Origin of the sequence: Ramlibacter aquaticus (genome assembly GCF_015159745.1) — a bacterium.
In the GTDB taxonomy this organism is placed as follows: domain Bacteria; phylum Pseudomonadota; class Gammaproteobacteria; order Burkholderiales; family Burkholderiaceae_C; genus Ramlibacter; species Ramlibacter aquaticus.
Genome location: NZ_JADDOJ010000021.1, coordinates 1 through 18,433, shown reverse-complemented (window position 1 = coordinate 18,433; position 18,433 = coordinate 1). Strand labels below are relative to the sequence as shown.

Below are 18,433 nucleotides of genomic sequence, written 5' to 3'. Positions count from 1 at the left end.
GCATGCAGGCGCCCGCGCCGGACCGGCCCTGGTGGCTCTACCTGCTGGAGTGCGAGGGCGGTGCCTACTACGCCGGCGTCGCGCTCGACGTGGAGGCGCGCTTCTACCAGCACCTGTTCGGGCGCGGCGCGAAGTTCACGCGGGCCTGGCCGCCGCTGCGCGTGCTGGCCGCGCGCGCCTACCCCAGCAAGGGCGAGGCCCTGCGCGCGGAGCTGTGCCTCAAAGCCCTGCCGCGCGCGCGCAAGCCCGCGTTCTTCGAGCCGCCCGGCTGACCGTGGGCTGACCGTGCCGCCCCTGTGCATGGGACCTGCGCCTGCGGCGGCGCAACCCCTTGTCCCACGCCCCTGCAGCCCCCATCTGTGCAGGCTATGGCCATGAAAGGAAGCAATGCCATGAGAAAGTCCGCCGCCTGGGCCGGCCTGGTCCTGTCCGCCCTGCTGCTCGCCGGGCCCGCATGGAGCCAGGGCGAGCCCACCATCGACCAGATCTACCAGGCCGCCTCCAGCGGCCAGATGCAGCAGGCCGACCGCATGATCGGCGAGGTGCTGCAGCGCCACCCCAACAGCGGCAAGGCGCACTACGTGAAGGCCGAGCTGGCGGCGCGCGAGGGCGATGCCGCCGTGGCGCGGCGCGAGCTTGCCGAGGCCGAGCGCCTGGCCCCGGGCCTGCCCTTCGCCAAGCCCGAGGCGGTGCAGGCCCTGCGGCGCGAGGTGGCCGTGCCCAGCGGCGGCGCCGCCACGCGCGGCCTGGGCGAGTCGGCCCGCAGCGTGGCGCCGCAGCCGGCGCCCGCGCCCGCCGCCTCGCACTTCCCCTGGGGCCTGCTCGCGCTGCTGGTGCTGGTGATCGTGGCGGCGACCGCCTTCATGCGCAGGCGCAACCCGCCCGACGCGATGGCGGGCGGCATGGGTGGCATGGGCGGTCCCGGCGGTCCCTATGCCGGGCCCGGCGGCTACCCGCCGCCCGGCTACGGCCCGGGGGCCTACCCGCCTGGCTATGCCCCTGGCTACGGTCCCGGCGCGGCACAGCCGCAGGGCGGGCTCGGCAGCTCGCTGGGCCGTGGCCTGGCGACCGGCCTGGCCGTCGGTGCCGGCGTGGTGGCGGCCGAGGAGATCGGCCACCGCATGTTCGACCACCGGGGCAACCCGATCGAGGGCAACCCGGCCCTGGGCCCCATGGGCGGCGCCGAGGGCAACGGCATGCTGGACCCCTCGGTCAACAACGACATGGGCGGCCAGGATTTCGGCATCGGCGATGCCGGCTCCTGGGACGACGGCGGGGCCGGCGGCGGCAGCAGCGACTGGGACAGTTGATCCAGGTCAAGTGCGGCCCATGACCGGGGCCGCACTTGAGCAAATTCCCTAATCCCGGCCCGGAACACTGCCTTACGTTACAACTTTCGGACTGGAATCACCGGCTGTCGTCCGGCGCCATGTTCGTCAGGGAGCATGGCATGGGCGAGAGGGCGGAGCCGCAGGCACTGGAATCGACGCGGCTGCGGCGCGTGCAGGCCCTGGACCTGGCGGACCGGCAGCCCGAGCCGGTGCTGGACGGGCTGGTCGAACTGATGGGCGAGATGGCGGGCGCGCAGTACGCCATGCTCACGCTGGTCGGCGAGGACCACATCTGGGTGCAGTCGGCGCTGGGCCTGCCGGCCGGGCGCAAGTTCCCGCGCGAGGGCAACTTCTGCGCCTTCACCATCCTGGCCGACGCCGTCTTCGAGGTCGAGGACGCCGCGCAGGACCCGCGCTTCCGTGAGTCCGCCTGCGTGCGCGAAGCGCCCCACATCGCGCACTACGTGGGCGCCCCGCTGTGCATGCCCGACGGCGAGCGGGTGGGCGCGCTGTGCCTGCTCTGGGACCGGCCAGGCCGCCTGCCGCCGGCGCAGGCCGCGCTGCTGGAGCGCATGGCCGCGCGCCTGGTGCAGGTGCTGCTGCTGCGCCAGCGCGAGCACGAAGCCGTGGCCCTGGCCGAGGGACGCACGCAGCTGCTGCAGGACGTGATCCAGCACATGCCGGCCGGCCTCGCGGTCTTCGATCCGCAGCTGCGGCACGAGCTCAGCAACCCGCTGGTGCGCGACTACATGGGCCTGCCGGACCACCTGCTGGAAGCGCCGGACGCCAGTTACGGCACCCTGGCCGCGCACCTGGCGAGCCGGGGCTTCTACGGCCCGGGCCGCCCCGAGGAGCTCACCGCAGAGCGCCTGCGCGGGGCCACCGACCCGACCCGGGCGCGCTACGACCGCCGCCTGCCCGACGGCCGCATCGTGGAGCGCCACGGTGCGGTGATGCCCGACGGGCGGCTGGTCATCACCTACACCGACGTGACGGTGGCGCGCCAGGCCACGGCGGAACTCGCGCGCAGCCGGGGCATGCTGGCGCTGGCCCTGGACGCCGCGCGCATGGGCGTGTGGGAGATGGACCTCGCCACCCGTGAAGTGCAGGCCTCGCCCGGCTGGCCCGAGGCCCTGGGCCTGCCCGACTGGCGCAGCCTGGGCGACGCGCTCTCGGCCACGCGCCTGGCGGACGGCCGTGCGCCGGGCCGGCTCGCGGTGCCCCTGCTCAAGGGCGAGGTGGACCGCATCAGCGTCGAGCACGCGCTGCCGCTGGCCGACGGGCGCACCGTGTGGCTGCTCACCCAGTACCGCGTGGCCGAGCGCGACGCCAGCGGCCGCGCCACGCGCCTGGTCGGCACCTCCTGCAACATCGACGAACGCATGCAGGCCCGCGTCGCGCGTGAGGCCGCGCTGCAGGCGGCCGAGAGCGCCAACCGGGCCAAGAGCGAATTCCTGGCCACCATGAGCCACGAGATCCGCACGCCCATCCACGGCGTCATCGGCATCAGCCGGATGCTGGCCGACAGCCCGCTGGACGCGCAGCAGCGCGCCTGGCTGGGCGTGCTGGACAGCTGCGCGGCCGCCTTGCTGGGCCTGGTGGACGACGTGCTGGACGTCTCGCGGATCGAGGCCGGGCGGCTGGAGCTGCGCGAGGAGCGCGTGGCCCTGCACGCCCTGCTGGAGGACGTGGCCGCGGTGGTGGGCATCAAGGCGCGCGAGCGTGGCCTCGCGCTGGAGTTCTCGCTCTCGGCGGGGCTGCCGGACGCGGTGCGCGGCGACGGCCAGCGCCTGCGCCAGGTGCTGACCAACCTGCTGGGCAACGCCGTGAAGTTCACCCCGAGCGGGCGCATCACGCTGCAGGCCGGCGTGGTGGCGGGCGAGCGCCTGCGCATCGCGGTGCGCGACACCGGCATCGGCATCAGCCCGGCGGACCAGGCGCGCCTGTTCAAGCGCTTCACGCAGGTGGAGGCGGGCAGCACCCGTCGCCACGGCGGCACCGGCCTGGGCCTGGCCATCTCGCGCGAGCTCGCGCGGCTCATGGGCGGCGACATCACGGTGGAGAGCGAGCCTGGCCAGGGCGCCACCTTCACCCTGGACCTGCCGCTGCGCGCGGACGCGCCGGAGGCTGCCCTGGCCATGGCGGCGGGCGCCGGCGCGGCCGGCACGGCCCGCGGGCGCATCCTGGTGGTCGAGGACAACGCGGTGAACCGGATGGTGGTCGAGGGCCTGCTGGCGCGCGCCGGCCACGCCCAGGTGACCCTGGCCGAGGACGGCGCGCAGGCCGTGACTGCCTGCCGCGAAGCCGCCTTCGACCTGGTGCTGATGGATTGCCAGATGCCGGTCATGGACGGCTACGAGGCCGCGCGCGAACTCCGCAGCGCGGGGCTGGCCATGCCCATCGTGGCGCTCACGGCCAACGCCTCGGTCGAGGACCGGGCGCGCTGCCTCGCCGCCGGCATGGACGACTACCTCGCCAAGCCCATCGACGGGCAGATGCTCGCGGAGCGGGTGGCGCACTGGCTGGAGCAGGCGGCGCAGCGATAGCCGCCGCGTCGCCCTCGGAGGTGCAGCGAGAAAGCCGCCCGCCCTGACGAGACCGGCCGCGCAGCCGGCGGGTCAACGAACGGCGGCCCGGCGGCTCAGCCCGCGCCGTGGCACTTCTTGAATTTCTTCCCGCTGCCGCAGGGGCAGGGGTCGTTGCGGCCGGGCGTGTCCGCGCGGCGCACCTGCTCCACCCGCGGGCCCAGGCTCTTCCACAGCTGGCGCAGGTCGTACACCGCCCAGATCGCGGCGCCGATGTCGTCCAGCCGGCGCTCGCTCACGCTGGGCGGGCCGTCCTCGCTCAGCATGGACACGGCGGGCGGCGCGTCGTCGCCCTCGGTCAGCGCCACGATGCACTGCAGCGCATCGTCCAGCATGCCGGCCGCCTCGCGTTCGCGCGGCGCCGCCCAGTCCTCGGGCCAGCTTTCCACCGCGTACATGAAGCCCAGGGCCCAGACCTGCCCGTAGGCCGGCAGCTCGGCGGCGGGCACCTCGGGGCGCTCCTCCTCCGGCATGGACAGCACCGCGCCGCGCGTGTCCAGCATCTCGGGCTGGAAGGTGCGCTCGTCGTCCAGCGTCTCCACCGGCGCGTCCAGCGCGGCCTCGATCTCGGCCCAGCGGCGGCGCCAGCGCCACACGAATTCCATGTGGGCCATGGGCTGGAAGGTCTCGCCCAGCAGCACGGGCCAGTAGTCCTCGGGCGGCACGCTGCGGCGGCAGCACACCAGCGCGGCCATGAAGCCCTCGCAGAACTCCCACTGCGGGATTTCCTCGTCCTGCTCGCGCATCGCGTCGAGTTCGGCGTCCAGCGCGTCGTAGTCCTCGGCGGTCAGCGGCTCCAGCGCTTGCGGTGTCTCGTTCATCCCGGGATTGTGCCGCCCGCGCCGCCGTCCAGGCTGACGATGCGCTGCCAGTGCAGGCGCGGATCGGCCCCATAGTCGGCCACCACCCAGGTGCGCCCGGCCGGCGCTGCCGCCGGGCCCGCGGCCTCGGCCAGCACCTCCAGCAGCACCCGCACCGAGCCCGCGTCCAGCGCGGCGAAGGGCTGGTCCAGGCAGGTGACCCGGGCGCCGGCCGCCAGAAGCCCGGCCAACGCGACCTTGCGCCGGCTGCCGGTGGAAAGCATGAAGAGCTGCTTGTCCAGGTGCGGCGTCAGGCCCAGCGCCTGTGCGAGTTCCTCGCACCGCGCGCCGTCCCAGCCCGGGCAGCGCGCCTGCAGGTCGCGCCAGACCGCGGCGGGCGTGTCCGCGTCGCGTCCCGGCAGGGCCAGGTCCAGCCAGAGCCCGTCGGGCAGCGCGGGATCGCCGGGCGCGGGCGCGATGTCGCCGCCCAGGCGGCGCAGCAGGCGGGTCTTGCCCGTGCCCTCGTCGCCGGTGACGGCGACCAGGCCCGCGGGCAGCGGAAGGAGGGAGGAAGGCAGCACGACCATGGGGCCGCATCATGCCTGCAGCGTGCAGCCCGCCCCCGGGCACCCCGCATGACGCACCCTGCGGCGGCGCCAGGGCACCTGGCGCATGCGGCATCATCGGCGCCTGACCATGAACCTCGCCCAGACCCTGGCGCGGATCGCCCGCGCCGACCCCGACCGCCCCGCCATCCTCCACGGCGGCCGCCTGCTGCACACCTACGGCGCCTGGGCCGCGCGCTGCGCCCGGCTCGCCCACGCGCTGCGCGCCCAGGGCCTGGCGCCCGGCGACCGCATCGCGCTCTTCATGCACAACCATCCGGCCTACCTGGAGCTGGTGTACGGCGCCTGGTGGGCCGGGCTGGCGGTGGTGCCCATGAACGCCAAGCTGCACCCGCGCGAGGCCGCCTGGATCGTGGAGCACGCGCAGGCGCGCCAGGTCTTCGTCACGCCCGGGCTGGAGGCGGACCTGGCGCTGCAGGTGCCCATCGTCGACGTCACCGGGCCGGCCTACGCGGCGCTGCTGGACGGCCCGCCCATGGAGATCGAAGAGCGCGGGCCGGACGCGCTGGCCTGGCTCTTCTACACCAGCGGCACCACCGGCAAGCCCAAGGGCGTGATGCTCACGCATCGCAACCTGCTGGCCATGGGCCTGGGCTACTTCGCCGACGTGGATGCGGTGGATGCGCGCGACGCCATCGTCTATGCCGCGCCCATGTCGCACGGCGCCGGCCTGTACGCCATCCCGCACGTGATCGCCGGCGCCCGCCACCTGGTGCCGGCCTCGGGCGGCTTCGACGCCCCCGAGCTGTTCGCGCTCTCGCGCAGCGTGGGGCGGCTGGCCATGTTCGCCGCGCCCACCATCGTGCGCCGCCTGGTGGCGCACGCCGAGGCCAGCGGCGAGGGCAGCGAGGGCTTCAAGACCATCGTCTACGGCGGGGCGCCCATGTACGTCGCCGACATCCAGCGCGCGCTGCGCGTGATGGGGCCGCGCTTCGTGCAGATCTACGGCCAGGGCGAGAGCCCCATGGTCATCACCGCGCTCTCGCGTGCGCAGATCACGGACGGCACGCACCCGCGCCATGCGCAGCGGCTGGCCTCGGTGGGCATCGCGCAGACGCCGGTGGAGGTGCGCGTGGCCAACGCGCAGGGCCAGCCGCTGCCGGTGGGCGAGGTCGGCGAGGTGCTGGTGCGCGGCGACACCGTCATGGCCGGGTACTGGCGCGACGAGGCCGCCACGCAGGCCGCGCTGCGCGGCGGCTGGCTGGCCACCGGCGACATGGGCTCGCTGGACGAGGAGGGCTTCCTCACCCTGCGCGACCGCAGCAAGGACCTGGTCATCAGCGGCGGCTCCAACATCTACCCGCGCGAGGTCGAGGAGGTGCTGCTGCAGGCCCCGGGCGTGGCCGAGGTCTCGGTGGTGGGGGCGCCCGATGCCGAATGGGGCGAGGTGGTGGTGGCCTTCGTGGTCGCGGGGCCCGGCGAGACCCCCACGGCCGAGGCCCTGGACGCGCACTGCCTGGCGCACATCGGCCGCTTCAAGCGGCCCAAGCACTACCGCTTCGTCGCCGCGCTGCCCAAGAACAACTACGGCAAGGTGCTGAAGACGGAGCTGCGCCGGCTGCTGCAGGCAGGGTGATCCGCATCGCGGTGGCCCGGCCGCCGCGTGCTCGCCGCCGCCCCGTCGCGCCTCAGCGCCCGCGCAGGGCCTGCAGCGGGTTGAAGCCGGTCACCAGGGCCGAGGCCAGCAGCACCAGCAGCACGCCGGGCAGCATGCCGGGCGTGAAGGGCTCGCCCAGGAACAGCCCGCCCCAGGTCACGCCGAAGAGCGGGATCAGGAAGGCTGAGGAGGTCGCCGAGCTGGCCGGGATCTCGCGCATCAGCCGCATGCTGATCCAGTAGATGAGGCCGGAGGTGAAGGCGCCCAGCACCGCGATGGCGAGCAGGGCGTCCGTGCGCCACTGCACCTGGGGCATGAAGGCGGCGGCCGGCAGCAGCAGCACGGCCGAGGCCGCCACGTGCACCGCGGCCGAGGCCGGCAGCGGATGGTGCAACTCGGTGGCGCGCTTCATCAGCACCGAGCCGAAACCGTAGCAGGCCGAGGCGACCACGCAGGCGGCCACGCCCAGGCTCACGCGCCAGTCGGCGGCCACCGGCCCCAGCTGCACCAGCAGGGCCACGCCGCCCAGGCCGACGGCGCAGCCCGCGAGGCGCCGGGCGGTGAGCCGCTCGTCACCCGAGATCGCGGCCGCCATCACGCCGAACAGGGGCACCGTGGCATTGAGCACCGCCGAATACCCGGCCGGCAGCACCAGGCCGGCGGCGTTGAAGCACAGGAAGGGCAGCACCACCGTCAGCAGGCACAGCACCACGATGGCGCGCCAGTGCTTGCGCTGCGGCCAGGGCTGGCGCGTGGCGCGCATCAGGGCGGCGAGCACCACGGCCGCCAGCACGCAGCGCAGCAGCGCCATGGGCACGGGCCCGAAGGCGGGGGCCGCGATGCGGATCAGGGGGAAGGAGCCGCCCCAGATGGCGGAGAGCAGGACGATCTGGATGAAATGGCGGGACTGCATGCCTCGCCGATTGTCGCGCACCCGGGCCGGCGCACGGGCCCCGTGGCCCGGGCCGTGCGGAGTGGCGCGGCCCCTGCGCCGGGGCGCGTGGCCGCGCGGCCGGCAGCGCCTGCGCTCAGCCCAGGGTCATCAGCGTCGCATTCCCGCCCGCGGCCGCGGTGTTGACGGACAGCGAGCGCTCCACCAGCAGGCGCTCCATGGGGATCGCCTCTTCGCCGGGCGCGAGCCGCTCCACCGGCACCACGGCGCCCGGGCGCTGCGCGAGGCGCTGCTGCACCACGGCCAGTTCGTGCAGGCTGCCGTGCAGCAGCACGGCGTCGAAGGCGACGCCGGGCGCGAAGGGGTCGCGTGCGACCGCCACGCAGGCCTGCACCGCGGCGGGCAGGCTGGCGCGCAGGGCCTGGGCCTGCGCCGGCCAGACGGCGCTGCTGCCGGCGGCCAGCACCGCGGCCAGCTGCAGCAGGCGGTCGGCGGGCGCCTCGGCCAGGCACAGCACCGCCTCGCGCGGCTGCAGGCTGTAGAGGTTGCGTTCGCCGGTCGGGCCGCGCAGCTCGACGCCCGCGCGGCCGGGCACGCGCGCGGCCAGCCGCGCCAGCGCGCCCGCGAGCTCGGGGTGGCGGCTGCGCGCCCACGCCGCCAGCGCGCGGGCCGCAGGCCCGGCCGGCTCGGCCGCCGGGGCGGACGCCGTGCCCGCGCCCGCACTGTCGGCCAGCGCCCGCAGTGCCACGTCGTGCGGCACGCGCTGCAGCAGGCGGTACAGGTAGAGCGGCCCGCCCGCCTTGGGCCCGGTGCCCGACAGGCCCTCGCCGCCGAAGGGCTGCACGCCCACCACCGCGCCCACCATGTTGCGGTTCACGTACACGTTGCCCGCGTGCGCCGCCGCGCTGACCCGTGCGATGGTCTCGTCGATGCGCGTGTGCAGGCCCAGGGTGAGCCCGTAGCCGGTGGCATTGATCTGCGCCAGCAGCCCGTCCAGGTCCTCGCGCCTGTAGCGCAGCAGGTGCAGCACCGGCCCGAAGACCTCGCGTTCCAGCTCGGCGATGGATTCGATCTCCACCAGCGTGGGCAGCACGAAGCTGCCGCCCGCCAGCGGCTGCGGCGCGTGACCGGGCACGGCGTGCACGCAGCGGCCGCGGGCCCGCATCGCCGCCAGGTGGGCTTCGATGCCTGCACGCGCGTCCTCGTCGATCACCGGGCCCACGTCGGTGGCCAGCAGCGCCGGGTCGCCCACGCGCAGCTCGGCCATCGCGCCGCGGAGCATGGCCAGCAGCCTGTCGGCGGCCTCCTCCTGCACGCACAGCACGCGCAGCGCGGAGCAGCGCTGGCCGGCGCTGTCGAAGGCCGAGGCCAGCACGTCGCCCACCACCTGCTCGGCCAGCGCGGAGGAGTCCACCAGCATGGCGTTCTGGCCGCCCGTCTCGGCGATCAGCGGCACCGCGCGGCCGGCCGGCGTGCAACGGCCGGCCAGCGCGCGCTGCAGCAGCCGCGCGACCTCGGTCGAGCCGGTGAAGAGCACGCCCTGCACCCGCGGGTCGGCCACCAGCGCCGCCCCCACCACGGCGCCGTCGCCCGGCAGCAGCTGCAGCGCGGCCTGCGGCACGCCCGCGGCCCACAGCAGGCGCACCGCTTCGGCCGCCACCAGCGGCGTCTGCTCGGCGGGCTTGGCCAGCACCACGTTGCCGGCCGCCAGCGCGGCCGCCACCTGGCCGGTGAAGATCGCGAGCGGGAAGTTCCAGGGGCTGATGCAGGCCACGGCCCCGAGCGGGACGTGCGTCGCGTTGTCGAAGTGCGTGCGCAGCTGCCGCGCGTCGTAGCGCAGGAAGTCCACCGCCTCGCGCACCTCGGCCACCGCGTTGGCCGCCGTCTTGCCGGCCTCGCGCATCAGCAGCTGCATGAGGCGCGGCATGGCGGCTTCCAGCGCATCGGCGGCGCGCTCCAGGCATTGGGCGCGCGCCGCGGGCGCGGTGGCGGCCCAGGCGGCCGCGGCGGCGCAGGCCGCGTCCAGCGCGGCGTGAACTTCCGCGGGCGTGGCGTCGCGGGTGAAGCCCACGGTGTCGCGTCGGTCGGCCGGGTTGGTGACAGCGCGCATCGCGGTGGGGGCCGCCTCCACCTGTGCGGCGCTATCCGCCCCAGTGCCCCGCGGCGCGGCCGCCAGCAGCGGCGGGGCCTGCACCGGCGGCGCGCAGGCGGCGTCGCCAAAGTCCGAGGCCAGCGCCTGCAGCGTGGCCTCGCTGGCCAGGTCCAGCCCGCGCGAATTGGCGCGGCCCGCGCCGTAGAGCGCACGCGGCAGCGGGATCGCCGGGTGCGGCAGCCCGGCCCGGCCCTCGGCCGCGGCCCAGGCATCGATCTGCTCCACCGGGTCGCGCACCAGCTCGTCCAGGGGCAGCGTGTCGTCGGCGATGCGGTGCACGAAGGAGGTGTTGGCGCCGTTCTCCAGCAGGCGCCGCACCAGGTAGGCCAGCAGGGTCTCGTGCGTGCCCACCGGCGCGTAGATGCGGCAGGGCCGGCCCAGCCCGCCCTGGGCCGGGTCGGCCACCACCTGCTCGTACAGCGGCTCGCCCATGCCGTGCAGGCACTGGAACTCGTACTGCCCGGGCACCCACGCGGCCGGGTCGGCCAGCGCGTGGATCGCGGCCACGGTGTGCGCGTTGTGCGTCGCGAACTGCGGGAAGATCTCGCGCGGCGCGGCCAGCAGCCGGCGCGCACAGGCGATGTAGGCGGCGTCGGTGTGCGCCTTGCGGGTGTAGACGGGGTAGTCGTCCTGGCCGTCCACCTGCGCGCGCTTGATCTCGCTGTCCCAGTAGGCGCCCTTGACCAGGCGCACCATCAGCCGCCGGCCCGAGCGGCGGGCCAGGTCCACCAGCACGTCGATCACGGCCGGGCAGCGCTTCTGGTAGGCCTGCACCACGAAGCCCAGGCCGTCCCAGCCGGCCAGCGTCGGCGCCTGGCACAGCGCCTCCAGCAGGTCCAGCGAGAGCTCGAGGCGGTCGGCCTCCTCGGCGTCGATGTTCAGGCCGATGCCGTGGCGGCGGGCCTGCTCGCACAGCCCCAGCAGCACCGGCAGCAGTTCGTTCATCACCCGGTCGGCCTGCGCGCGGCTGTAGCGCGGGTGCAGGGCCGAGAGCTTGACCGAGATGCCGTTGCCGTCGAGGAAGCCCCGGCCTGCGCTGGCGCGGCCTATGGCGTCGATGGCCTGTTCGTAGTCGCGCAGGTAGCGCTGCGCATCGGCCTGCGTCAGCGCGGCCTCGCCCAGCATGTCGAAGGAGTAGCGGAAGCCCTGGGCCTCGCGCGGGGCCGCGTTGCGCAGGGCCTGGGCGATGGTCTCGCCGGTGACGAACTGCTCGCCCATCATGCGCAGGGCCAGGTCCACGCCCTTGCGCACCAGCGGCTCGCCGCCGCGCGCGACCAGCCGGCCCACGGCGGCCGAGAGCCCGTCCTCGCTGTGGGTGGCGGCCAGGCGGCCCGTGACCAGCAGGCCCCAGGTCGCGGCGTTGACGAAGAGCGAGGGGCTGCGGCCCAGGTGCGTGTGCCACTGGCCGCGCGCGATCTTGTCGCGGATCAGCGCGTCGCGGGTGGCGCTGTCGGGGATGCGCAGCAGCGCTTCGGCCAGGCACATCAGGGCCACGCCCTCCTGCGAGGAGAGCGCGTATTCCTGCAGCAGGTCCTGCACCAGGCCCGCGCGGCCGGCCGCGGAGCCACGCTCGCGCAGCGTGCCGGCCAGGCGCCGGGCCAGGGCCTGCACGCCCGCGTGCAGCGGGCCCAGGCGCGCGTGTGGCAGCAGGGCTTGCACGGCCTCGGGTTCGGGGATGCGGGTGGCGGCGGTGACGGCGCGGCGCAAGGGCGTGGCGGCCGCCGGGGAGGGCTCGAAGAAGCGCGCACGCGCGGCAGGGCGGGCGCCCGGGGCCGCGACGGGGGCCGGCCCGGCAGCGGCCGGCCCGGCCGGGACGGGTCGCGCCGCCTCGCCGGACGCCCTGCGCGCGCCGGGGTCCAGGGCGGTGTCGGTGCTGAGGGTGGCGGGCATGGCGGGCTCCTGACGGTTCGATGAAACTTCCACCATGGTCCCGATTCCGCTTAGGATATTGTTCGGTTTTTAGAAGACATCAACGAGTTTTTCACCATGGCAGACCCCCAGGCTGGCGAACTGGACCGCACCGACCGCCGCATCCTGCACCAGCTGCAGGACGACGGCCGCATCTCCAACCTCAAGCTGGCCGAGGCCGTCTCGCTCTCGCCGACGGCGGTGCTGGCGCGGGTGCAGCGGCTCACGCGCGAGGGCTACATCCAGGGCTACGAGGCGCGGCTGAACCCGCGCCTGCTGGGCGCGGGCCTGCTGGTGTTCGTGGAGGTGCTGCTGGACCGCACCACGCCCAACGTGTTCGACGAGTTCCGCGCCGCGGTGCAGGTGCACCCTGAGATCCTGGAGTGCCACATGGTGGCCGGCGGCTTCGACTACCTGCTCAAGACCCGCTGCGCCGACATGGACGCCTACCGGCGCTTCGCCGGCACCGTGCTGTGGCAGCTGCCCGGCGTGCGCGAGACGCGCACCTACGCGGTGATGGAAGAGGTCAAGCACTCCAGCAAGCTGCCCATCCCGCTGGCCTGAGCGGGAGGGCGCACGCGCTGCCGGCCCGCCTCAGCGCGTGGGCAGCAGCAGGTCCAGGCTGAACTGCGCATCGCCGGGCATCGCCTGGGCCACGCCGCCGCTGGCGAGCGCGCTGGACAGCGGCGGCTGGGGGGCCTGCGGCAGGGCCAGCGCGAGGCGCGCTCCCACCGGCTGGGCCTGGGCATCGAAGGCCTGGGCGCTGCCGTCCCAGCCGATCACCACGAAGCCGCCGCCCCGCAGCGCGACCAGCGCGCCGCCCTGGGCCAGCGGCGACAGCGGCCCCAGCGCCAGTCCGTCGTTGCCGAAGCGCTGCAGCCCGTCCGGCCGCAGGGCGATGTAGCCGCCGCCCTCCAGCGGCTGCAGCTGCGTGCCCACGGGCAGCCCGCCCGCGCTGGCCGCCTGCGCGTTCGCCGGGACCGCGGCGCTGCGGCCCGCGCTGCCCACCGGCCGCCAGTCCAGCTCCAGCACGGGGGAGGGGTCCAGCGCACTGAACAGGCGCGGGACCAGCACGCCGCCGCCGGGCAGCGCGGCGATGCGCGAGAGGTCCGGCTGCCGCGCGGGAGAGAGCCTGTCGTCCAGCAGCTGCGCGGCGCCCAGCGCGGCGCCGGCGGCGTCGAAGCGCTGCAGCTGCGCCGTGAGCAAAGGCGTGCTGCCCGGCACCACCGCCGATTCCTGCCAGGCCAGGGCGAAGCCGCCGTCGCGCGTGGGGATCACGCGCGCTTCGCCGCTGGGCCCGGCGCTGGCCATCAGGCTGGCCGTGACCTGGCGCACCGGCTGGCCGGCCACCACCGGGCTGCCGTTGCGGTCCCAGCGGGTGAGCAGCAGGCTGCGCGTCTCGGTCGCCGCCGCCGTGTCGTCCTGCACCTGCGTGAAGGCCGCCACCACCGAGCCATCGCCCAGCACGCCCAGCGCAGCGCCGGCCAGCGGCCGGTCCAGCGGCAGGGTGAGCGGGGCCCCGGTGGCCTGGCCCCTCGGGTCGAAGGCCTGCACCCGCAGCGAGGCCGGCGTGCCGGTCGAGGGCAGCAGCCAGGCCAGCGCGAAGCCGCCGTTGTCCAGCGCGCCCAGGGCCACGGACGCGCCCGCCTGCAGCCCGGGCGCCGCATAGGGCGGCAGCGCCAGGGCCTGCAGCCCGGGCTGCCCGGGCACGGCGGCGCTGGCCGGGCTGGACGGTGCGGCGGCCGGGGTGCCGGCCGCCACCGCGACCGTGCCGCCCGCCGCGCTGCCGGGCGCCAGCCGGGCCGTGGCGGCCGACGCGTCCGACAGCAGGCCGCTGTCCGCTGCGGCCGAGGCCGTGGATGCCGTGGCGGTTAGGGCGCCACCCCCGCCGCCGCACGCCGCCAGGCTGGCGGCCACGAGCGGGGCGATGGCGAACTGGATGAAACGGTGCATGGGGACCTCTCGTGGATGTGAGCCCATCAGAGCCGCGAAACGGCTGGGCCAGGAGCAGACGCCGCCGCAGGCCCCGGTAGTCCCCGGCCTACAGCGCGCTGCGCCGATCGCGGGCCAGCAGCGGGGGGCGGCTGGCGCCCCCGGGTATGCTCGCTGCCGATGGACGACAGCAACCAGATCCTGGTGCCCCCTTCCTTTCTCGCGCTGTACAGCACGCCCTCCGGCCTGCGGCTGCGCGAGCCGATTCACGCGGTGCGCGCGCGCTACGAGCTGTGCGAGGACCTGGCCCAGGCGCTGGTGGAGCAGGCGGCGACGGCGCAGTTCAAGTCCGGCGGCGGCACGCGCGAGGTGCTGGCCGGGCTGCTGGGCGCGCTGGGCGGCACGGACGCCGGGCTGATGCCGGGCGAGCCGATCTGGGTGGTGACCCGCCTGGCGGAGCTGCTGGGCTGGCAGGCCCCGGAGGACGCCGCCTGAAGCGCGACGCGCGCCTGGCCGGCCTCGCCTTCCTGGCCGTCACCTCGCTGGGCTGGGGCCTGAACTGGCCGGCCATGAAGGTGCTGCTGCGCGAGTGGCCGCCGCTGTTCGCGCGCGGCACCTCGGGGCTGTGCGCCGCGCTGCTGCTCGCGGCCATCGCCACCGCCCGCGGCGAGCGCCTGGCGGTGCCGCGCAGCGCCTGGCCGCAGCTCGCCTGGGGCGGCGCCTTCAACATCTTCGCCTGGATGGGCCTGGGCACCCTGGCCATGCGCTGGCTGGCGGTGAACCAGGCGGCGCTGCTGGTCTACACCATGCCGGCCTGGGCCACGCTGCTGGCCTGGCCGCTGCGCGGCCAGCGGCCGGGCCCGGCCAGCCTGGCGGGGCTGGCGCTGTGCTTCGCCGGCGTGGGCCTGCTGTTCCTGGGCAGCAGCGCCGCCCTGCAGCCGGGCCAGGGCCTGGGCGTGGCCTTCGCCCTGGCGGCCGCGCTGCTCTTCGCGCTGGGCACCACGGTGCTGCGCCCGGCCCCGCTGCCGCCGCTGGTGGGGCTGGCCTGGCAGCTGGTGGTCGGCTGCGCGCCCATGCTGGTGCTGGGCCTGGCGCTGGAGCACCCGCAGCTGGCCGCGCTGAGCTGGCGCGGCGCGGCGGTGATGGCCTACATGACCCTGGTGCCCATGGGCCTGTGCTACCTGGCCTGGTTCGCGGCCCTGGCCCGGCTGTCGCCCACGGCCGCCGCCATCGGCACCCTGCTCACGCCAGTCATCGGCGTGGTCGCCGCCGCGATCAGCCTGGGCGAGCCGCTGGGCCTGCGCGAGGCTGCCGCGCTGGCGCTCACCCTGGGCGGGGTGGCCCTGGCCCTGCGGGCGCGCCAGTCGCGGGCCTGAGGGGGCCGGCCCGCGCTGGCGTCGGGAAAAGCCCGTCATCGGCCTTCTTTTCCGCCCATGCCGGGCTCAAGCGCAGCGCCAAACTGCCGATGAAGTGAGGAAGGCGGCCCCGGCCCGCGGGCCCGGGGCGCCCGTTCACCCGGCGCCGCACGCCCGTGCGCGCCACCAGGCCGCCGCAGTCCCGGGTGGCCGATCGCCATGGCGCGACGCGGGGCTGCCCCGCGGGGGCCAGCCCGAAGGAAGAACAACCCATGAACCAACTGAAGATATCGACCCGACTTGCCTTGCTGACGGCCTTCATGGCGGTGGCGCTCATGATCGGCGGCTGGATCGGCGTGAGCAACCTGTCGGCCAGCAACGAGAGCCTGCGCACCGTGTACGAGGACCGCACCGTGCCCCTGGGGCAGCTGCTCACCGTGCAGCGCCTGTCGCTGCGCAACCGCTACCTGGCCGTGCTGCCCTCGGTGCTGCCCGAGCGCACGGCCGAGAGCCTGAAGACCATCGAGGCCTCCGAAAAGGAGATGGACAAGACCTGGGCCGACTACAAGTCGACCTACCTGACCCCGCGCGAGACCGAGCTGGCCAAGGGCTTCGAGCAGCACCGGGCCGCCTGGAACGAGCAGTTCCTGCGCCCGGCCCTGGCCGCGATGAAGACCGACGACGTCAAGACCCTGCGCGCGCTGGTGCAGGACAAGGACCTGGCGCTGTACCCCAAGCTGCGCGACGACATCCAGGCGCTGGCGCAGCTGCAGATGGACGTGGCCAAGGAGGCCTACGACGACAGCCAGAAGCGCTACGCCATGGTGCGGTCGCTGGCGCTGTTCGGCGTGGTCGCCGGCGTGCTGGCGGTGTCGGTCGCCGGCTTCCTGCTGCTGCGTGCGATCAGCCGCGCGCTGGCCCAGGCCGTGGCGGCGGCCAATGCCGTGGCCGCGGGCGACCTGACCCACGAGGTGCAGGTGCGCGGGCGCGACGAGATCTCCGTGCTGATGGCGGCCCTGGCCGGCATGCGCGATGCGCTGGAGAAGGTGGTGGGCAGCGTGCGCGAGGGCAGCGACGGCGTCGCCACCGCCAGCGCGCAGATCGCGCAGGGCAACCAGGACCTGTCGGCCCGCACCGAGAAGCAGGCCAGCGCCATCCAGGAGACCTCGGCCTCCATGGAGCAGCTGGGCTCCACCGTGCGCCAGAACGCCGACAACGCGCAGAAGGCCAACGCCCTGGCCGTGGAAGCCTCGGGCGTCGCGGCCCGCGGCGGCGAGGTGGTGGGCGAGGTGGTGGGCACCGTGCGCGGCATCTCGGAAGCCTCGCGCCGCATCGCCGACATCATCAACGTGATCGACGGCATCGCCTTCCAGACCAACATCCTGGCGCTCAACGCCGCGGTGGAGGCGGCCCGCGCCGGCGAGCAGGGCCGCGGCTTCGCGGTGGTGGCCAGCGAGGTGCGCAGCCTGGCGCAGCGCAGCGCCGATGCCGCCAAGGAGATCAAGACCCTGATCAGCGACAGCGTCTCGCGCGTCGAGCAGGGCACCGCGCAGGCCGACCGCGCCGGCGCCACCATGGCCGAGGTGGTGGCCAGCGTGGAGCGGGTGACGCACCTGATGGCCGAGATCAGCGGCGCCAGCCGCGAGCAGAGCCAGGGCGTGGCCCAGGTGGGCGAGGCCGTGACGCAGATGGACCAGGCGACGCAGCAGAACGCGGCGCTGGTGGAGGAGATGGCCGCGGCGGCGAACAGCCTGTCCGGCCAGGCCCAGGACCTGGTGAAGGCGGTGGGCGTGTTCAGGCTGCGCGGCCAGGGCCACGCGGCCCGCGCCACCCCCGTCCCGCCCGCTGCCGCGGCGCAGCCCGCCATGGCGGTGAAGCGGCCGGACCTCTCGCGCCTGCGCCCGCCCGCAGCGGCCGCCGCGCCGGTGGCGCCCCGCGCACGCAGCGCGGCGCCCGTCGCCCCGAAATCCCCGGCGCCGGCCCTGGCGCTGGCTGCCGCCGGCGACGAGGGCGCCTGGGAAAGCTTCTGAGCGCCGCCGCCCGGCTCAGGCCGCGCGCGGCCTGACCTTGCCGGCGGCGAGCTTGGCCTGCCGCCGCGCGACCTCCACGTCCGCGTCGTGCACCAGCGCCACGCCCATGCGGCGCCGGGTGAAGCTCTCGGGCTTGCCGAACAGGCGGATGTCCGAGTTCGGCACCGCCAGCGCCTCGGCCACGCCCTCGAAGACGATGTCCTGCGCGTCCACGCCGCCGTAGATCACGGCGCTCGCGCCCGGGCTCTTGAGCGCGGTGTCCACCGGCAGGCCCAGGATGGCCCGCGCGTGCAGCTCGAATTCGCTCTGCCACTGCGTCGCCATGGTCACCATGCCGGTGTCGTGCGGCCTGGGGCTGACCTCGGAGAACCACACATCGTCGCCCTTGACGAAGAGCTCCACGCCAAAGACGCCGCGCCCGCCCAGGTTGTCGGTCACCGCCCGGGCGATCTCGCGCGAGCGCGCCAGGGCCGTGGCGCTCATGGGGTGGGGCTGCCAGCTCTCCACGTAGTCGCCGCTCACCTGCACGTGGCCGATGGGGTCGCAGAACTGGGTCTGCACCTCGCCGCCGGGCCCGTTCGCGCGCACCGTGAGCTGGGTGATCTCGTAGTCGAAATCGATGAAGCCCTCGACGATGACCCGGCCCGGGCCCACGCGGCCGCCGGCCATGGCGTAGTCCCAGGCCTTGCGCACGTCGGCGGGGCCGTCGATCTTGCTCTGGCCCTTGCCGCTGCTGCTCATCACCGGCTTGACGATGCAGGGGTAGCCGATGCCGGGCCGGCCGTCGGTGCCGTCGATCGCGGCCTGCAGCTCGGCCATGGAATCGCAGAAGCGGTAGGGGCTGGTGGGCAGGCCCAGCGTTTCGGCCGCCAGGCGCCGTATGCCCTCGCGGTCCATGGTCAGGCGGGCGGCGCGCGCGGTGGGGATCACGGTGGCGCGGCCCTCGGCCTCCAGCGCCTCCAGCACCGGGGTGGCGATGGCCTCGATCTCGGGCACCACCAGGTCGGGTTTCTCGCGCTCGATCAGCGCGCGCAGCTGGTCGGGGTCGCTCATCGCGATCACGTGGGCGTGGTGCGCCACCTGCTGGCCGGGGGCCTGGGCGTAGCGGTCCACGGCGATGGTCTCCACGCCCAGCCGCTGCAGGGCGATCAGCACCTCCTTGCCCAGCTCGCCGCTGCCGAGCAGCATGACGCGGGTGGCGGAGGGGGAGAGCGGGGTTCCTATC

At 75.2% G+C, this 18,433-nt stretch carries 14 protein-coding genes; 8 read left to right on the top strand and 6 right to left on the bottom strand.

Going from position 1 to position 18,433, the window contains the following annotated elements; genetic code table 11:
• Positions 1-2: 2 nt before the first annotated feature.
• From IM725_RS07255 to IM725_RS07245, 3 genes are all read left to right on the top strand, one after another.
• Positions 3-272, top strand: a complete 270-nt coding sequence (locus tag IM725_RS07255; RefSeq protein ID WP_193779911.1) for a GIY-YIG nuclease family protein — start codon at positions 3-5, stop codon at positions 270-272.
• 120 nt (positions 273-392) lie between these two features.
• A complete protein-coding gene (locus tag IM725_RS07250) occupies positions 393-1,310 on the top strand; it encodes a tetratricopeptide repeat protein (protein ID WP_193779910.1) in 918 nt (305 codons plus the stop codon).
• 140 nt (positions 1,311-1,450) lie between these two features.
• Positions 1,451-3,877, top strand: coding sequence for an ATP-binding protein (locus IM725_RS07245; protein WP_193779909.1), 2,427 nt, complete (start codon positions 1,451-1,453; stop codon positions 3,875-3,877).
• A gap of 95 nt (positions 3,878-3,972) precedes the next feature.
• Here the strand turns inward: IM725_RS07245 and IM725_RS07240 are convergent, their stop codons facing one another.
• Both IM725_RS07240 and IM725_RS07235 read right to left on the bottom strand, forming a co-directional pair.
• Complete coding sequence (locus IM725_RS07240) at positions 3,973-4,737, bottom strand: YecA/YgfB family protein (RefSeq protein WP_193779908.1); 765 nt, start codon at positions 4,735-4,737, stop codon at positions 3,973-3,975.
• On the bottom strand, positions 4,734-5,303 hold the full coding sequence (locus tag IM725_RS07235) for an ATP-binding cassette domain-containing protein (protein ID WP_193779907.1): 570 nt from the start codon (positions 5,301-5,303) through the stop codon (positions 4,734-4,736). Before IM725_RS07235 ends, IM725_RS07240 begins: the two co-directional genes overlap by 4 nt.
• Positions 5,304-5,412: 109 nt before the next feature.
• Between IM725_RS07235 and IM725_RS07230 the strand changes: the two genes are divergently transcribed.
• A complete protein-coding gene (locus IM725_RS07230; RefSeq protein ID WP_193779906.1) occupies positions 5,413-6,918 on the top strand; it encodes an AMP-binding protein in 1,506 nt (501 codons plus the stop codon).
• Between the two features lie 52 nt (positions 6,919-6,970).
• Here IM725_RS07230 and IM725_RS07225 read toward each other — a convergent pair whose 3' ends face one another.
• Positions 6,971-7,852, bottom strand: a complete 882-nt coding sequence (locus IM725_RS07225) for a DMT family transporter (protein WP_193779905.1) — start codon at positions 7,850-7,852, stop codon at positions 6,971-6,973.
• A gap of 115 nt (positions 7,853-7,967) precedes the next feature.
• Positions 7,968-11,873, bottom strand: a complete 3,906-nt coding sequence (gene putA, locus IM725_RS07220; RefSeq protein WP_227753655.1) for a trifunctional transcriptional regulator/proline dehydrogenase/L-glutamate gamma-semialdehyde dehydrogenase — start codon at positions 11,871-11,873, stop codon at positions 7,968-7,970.
• A 96-nt stretch (positions 11,874-11,969) separates the two neighbouring features.
• Between putA and IM725_RS07215 the strand changes: the two genes are divergently transcribed.
• Positions 11,970-12,455, top strand: coding sequence for an Lrp/AsnC ligand binding domain-containing protein (locus IM725_RS07215; RefSeq protein WP_193779903.1), 486 nt, complete (start codon positions 11,970-11,972; stop codon positions 12,453-12,455).
• A 30-nt stretch (positions 12,456-12,485) separates the two neighbouring features.
• Here the strand turns inward: IM725_RS07215 and IM725_RS07210 are convergent, their stop codons facing one another.
• On the bottom strand, positions 12,486-13,844 hold the full coding sequence (locus IM725_RS07210; RefSeq protein ID WP_193779902.1) for a hypothetical protein: 1,359 nt from the start codon (positions 13,842-13,844) through the stop codon (positions 12,486-12,488).
• A 159-nt stretch (positions 13,845-14,003) separates the two neighbouring features.
• Here IM725_RS07210 and IM725_RS20360 point away from each other — a divergent pair, with 159 nt between their 5' ends.
• The 3 genes from IM725_RS20360 to IM725_RS20705 all read left to right on the top strand — a co-directional run bounded on the left by IM725_RS20360 (position 14,004) and on the right by IM725_RS20705 (position 17,208).
• The gene (locus tag IM725_RS20360) at positions 14,004-14,318 is read left to right on the top strand and encodes a hypothetical protein (RefSeq protein ID WP_227753654.1); all 315 of its coding nucleotides are present in this window, start codon (positions 14,004-14,006) and stop codon (positions 14,316-14,318) included.
• On the top strand, positions 14,258-15,199 hold the full coding sequence (locus tag IM725_RS07205; RefSeq protein ID WP_407692507.1) for a DMT family transporter: 942 nt from the start codon (positions 14,258-14,260) through the stop codon (positions 15,197-15,199). The genes IM725_RS20360 and IM725_RS07205 overlap by 61 nt, the downstream gene beginning before the upstream one ends.
• A 251-nt stretch (positions 15,200-15,450) precedes the next feature.
• Positions 15,451-17,208 (top strand): methyl-accepting chemotaxis protein, encoded by a 1,758-nt coding sequence (locus IM725_RS20705; RefSeq protein WP_193779900.1) that lies wholly within the window; start codon positions 15,451-15,453, stop codon positions 17,206-17,208.
• Positions 17,209-17,223: 15 nt separating this feature from the next.
• On the opposite strand, the gene purT is transcribed toward IM725_RS20705, so the two are convergent.
• Positions 17,224-18,432, bottom strand: coding sequence for a formate-dependent phosphoribosylglycinamide formyltransferase (gene purT / locus IM725_RS07195; RefSeq protein ID WP_321576191.1), 1,209 nt, complete (start codon positions 18,430-18,432; stop codon positions 17,224-17,226).
• Between the last annotated feature and the right edge of the window lies 1 nt (position 18,433).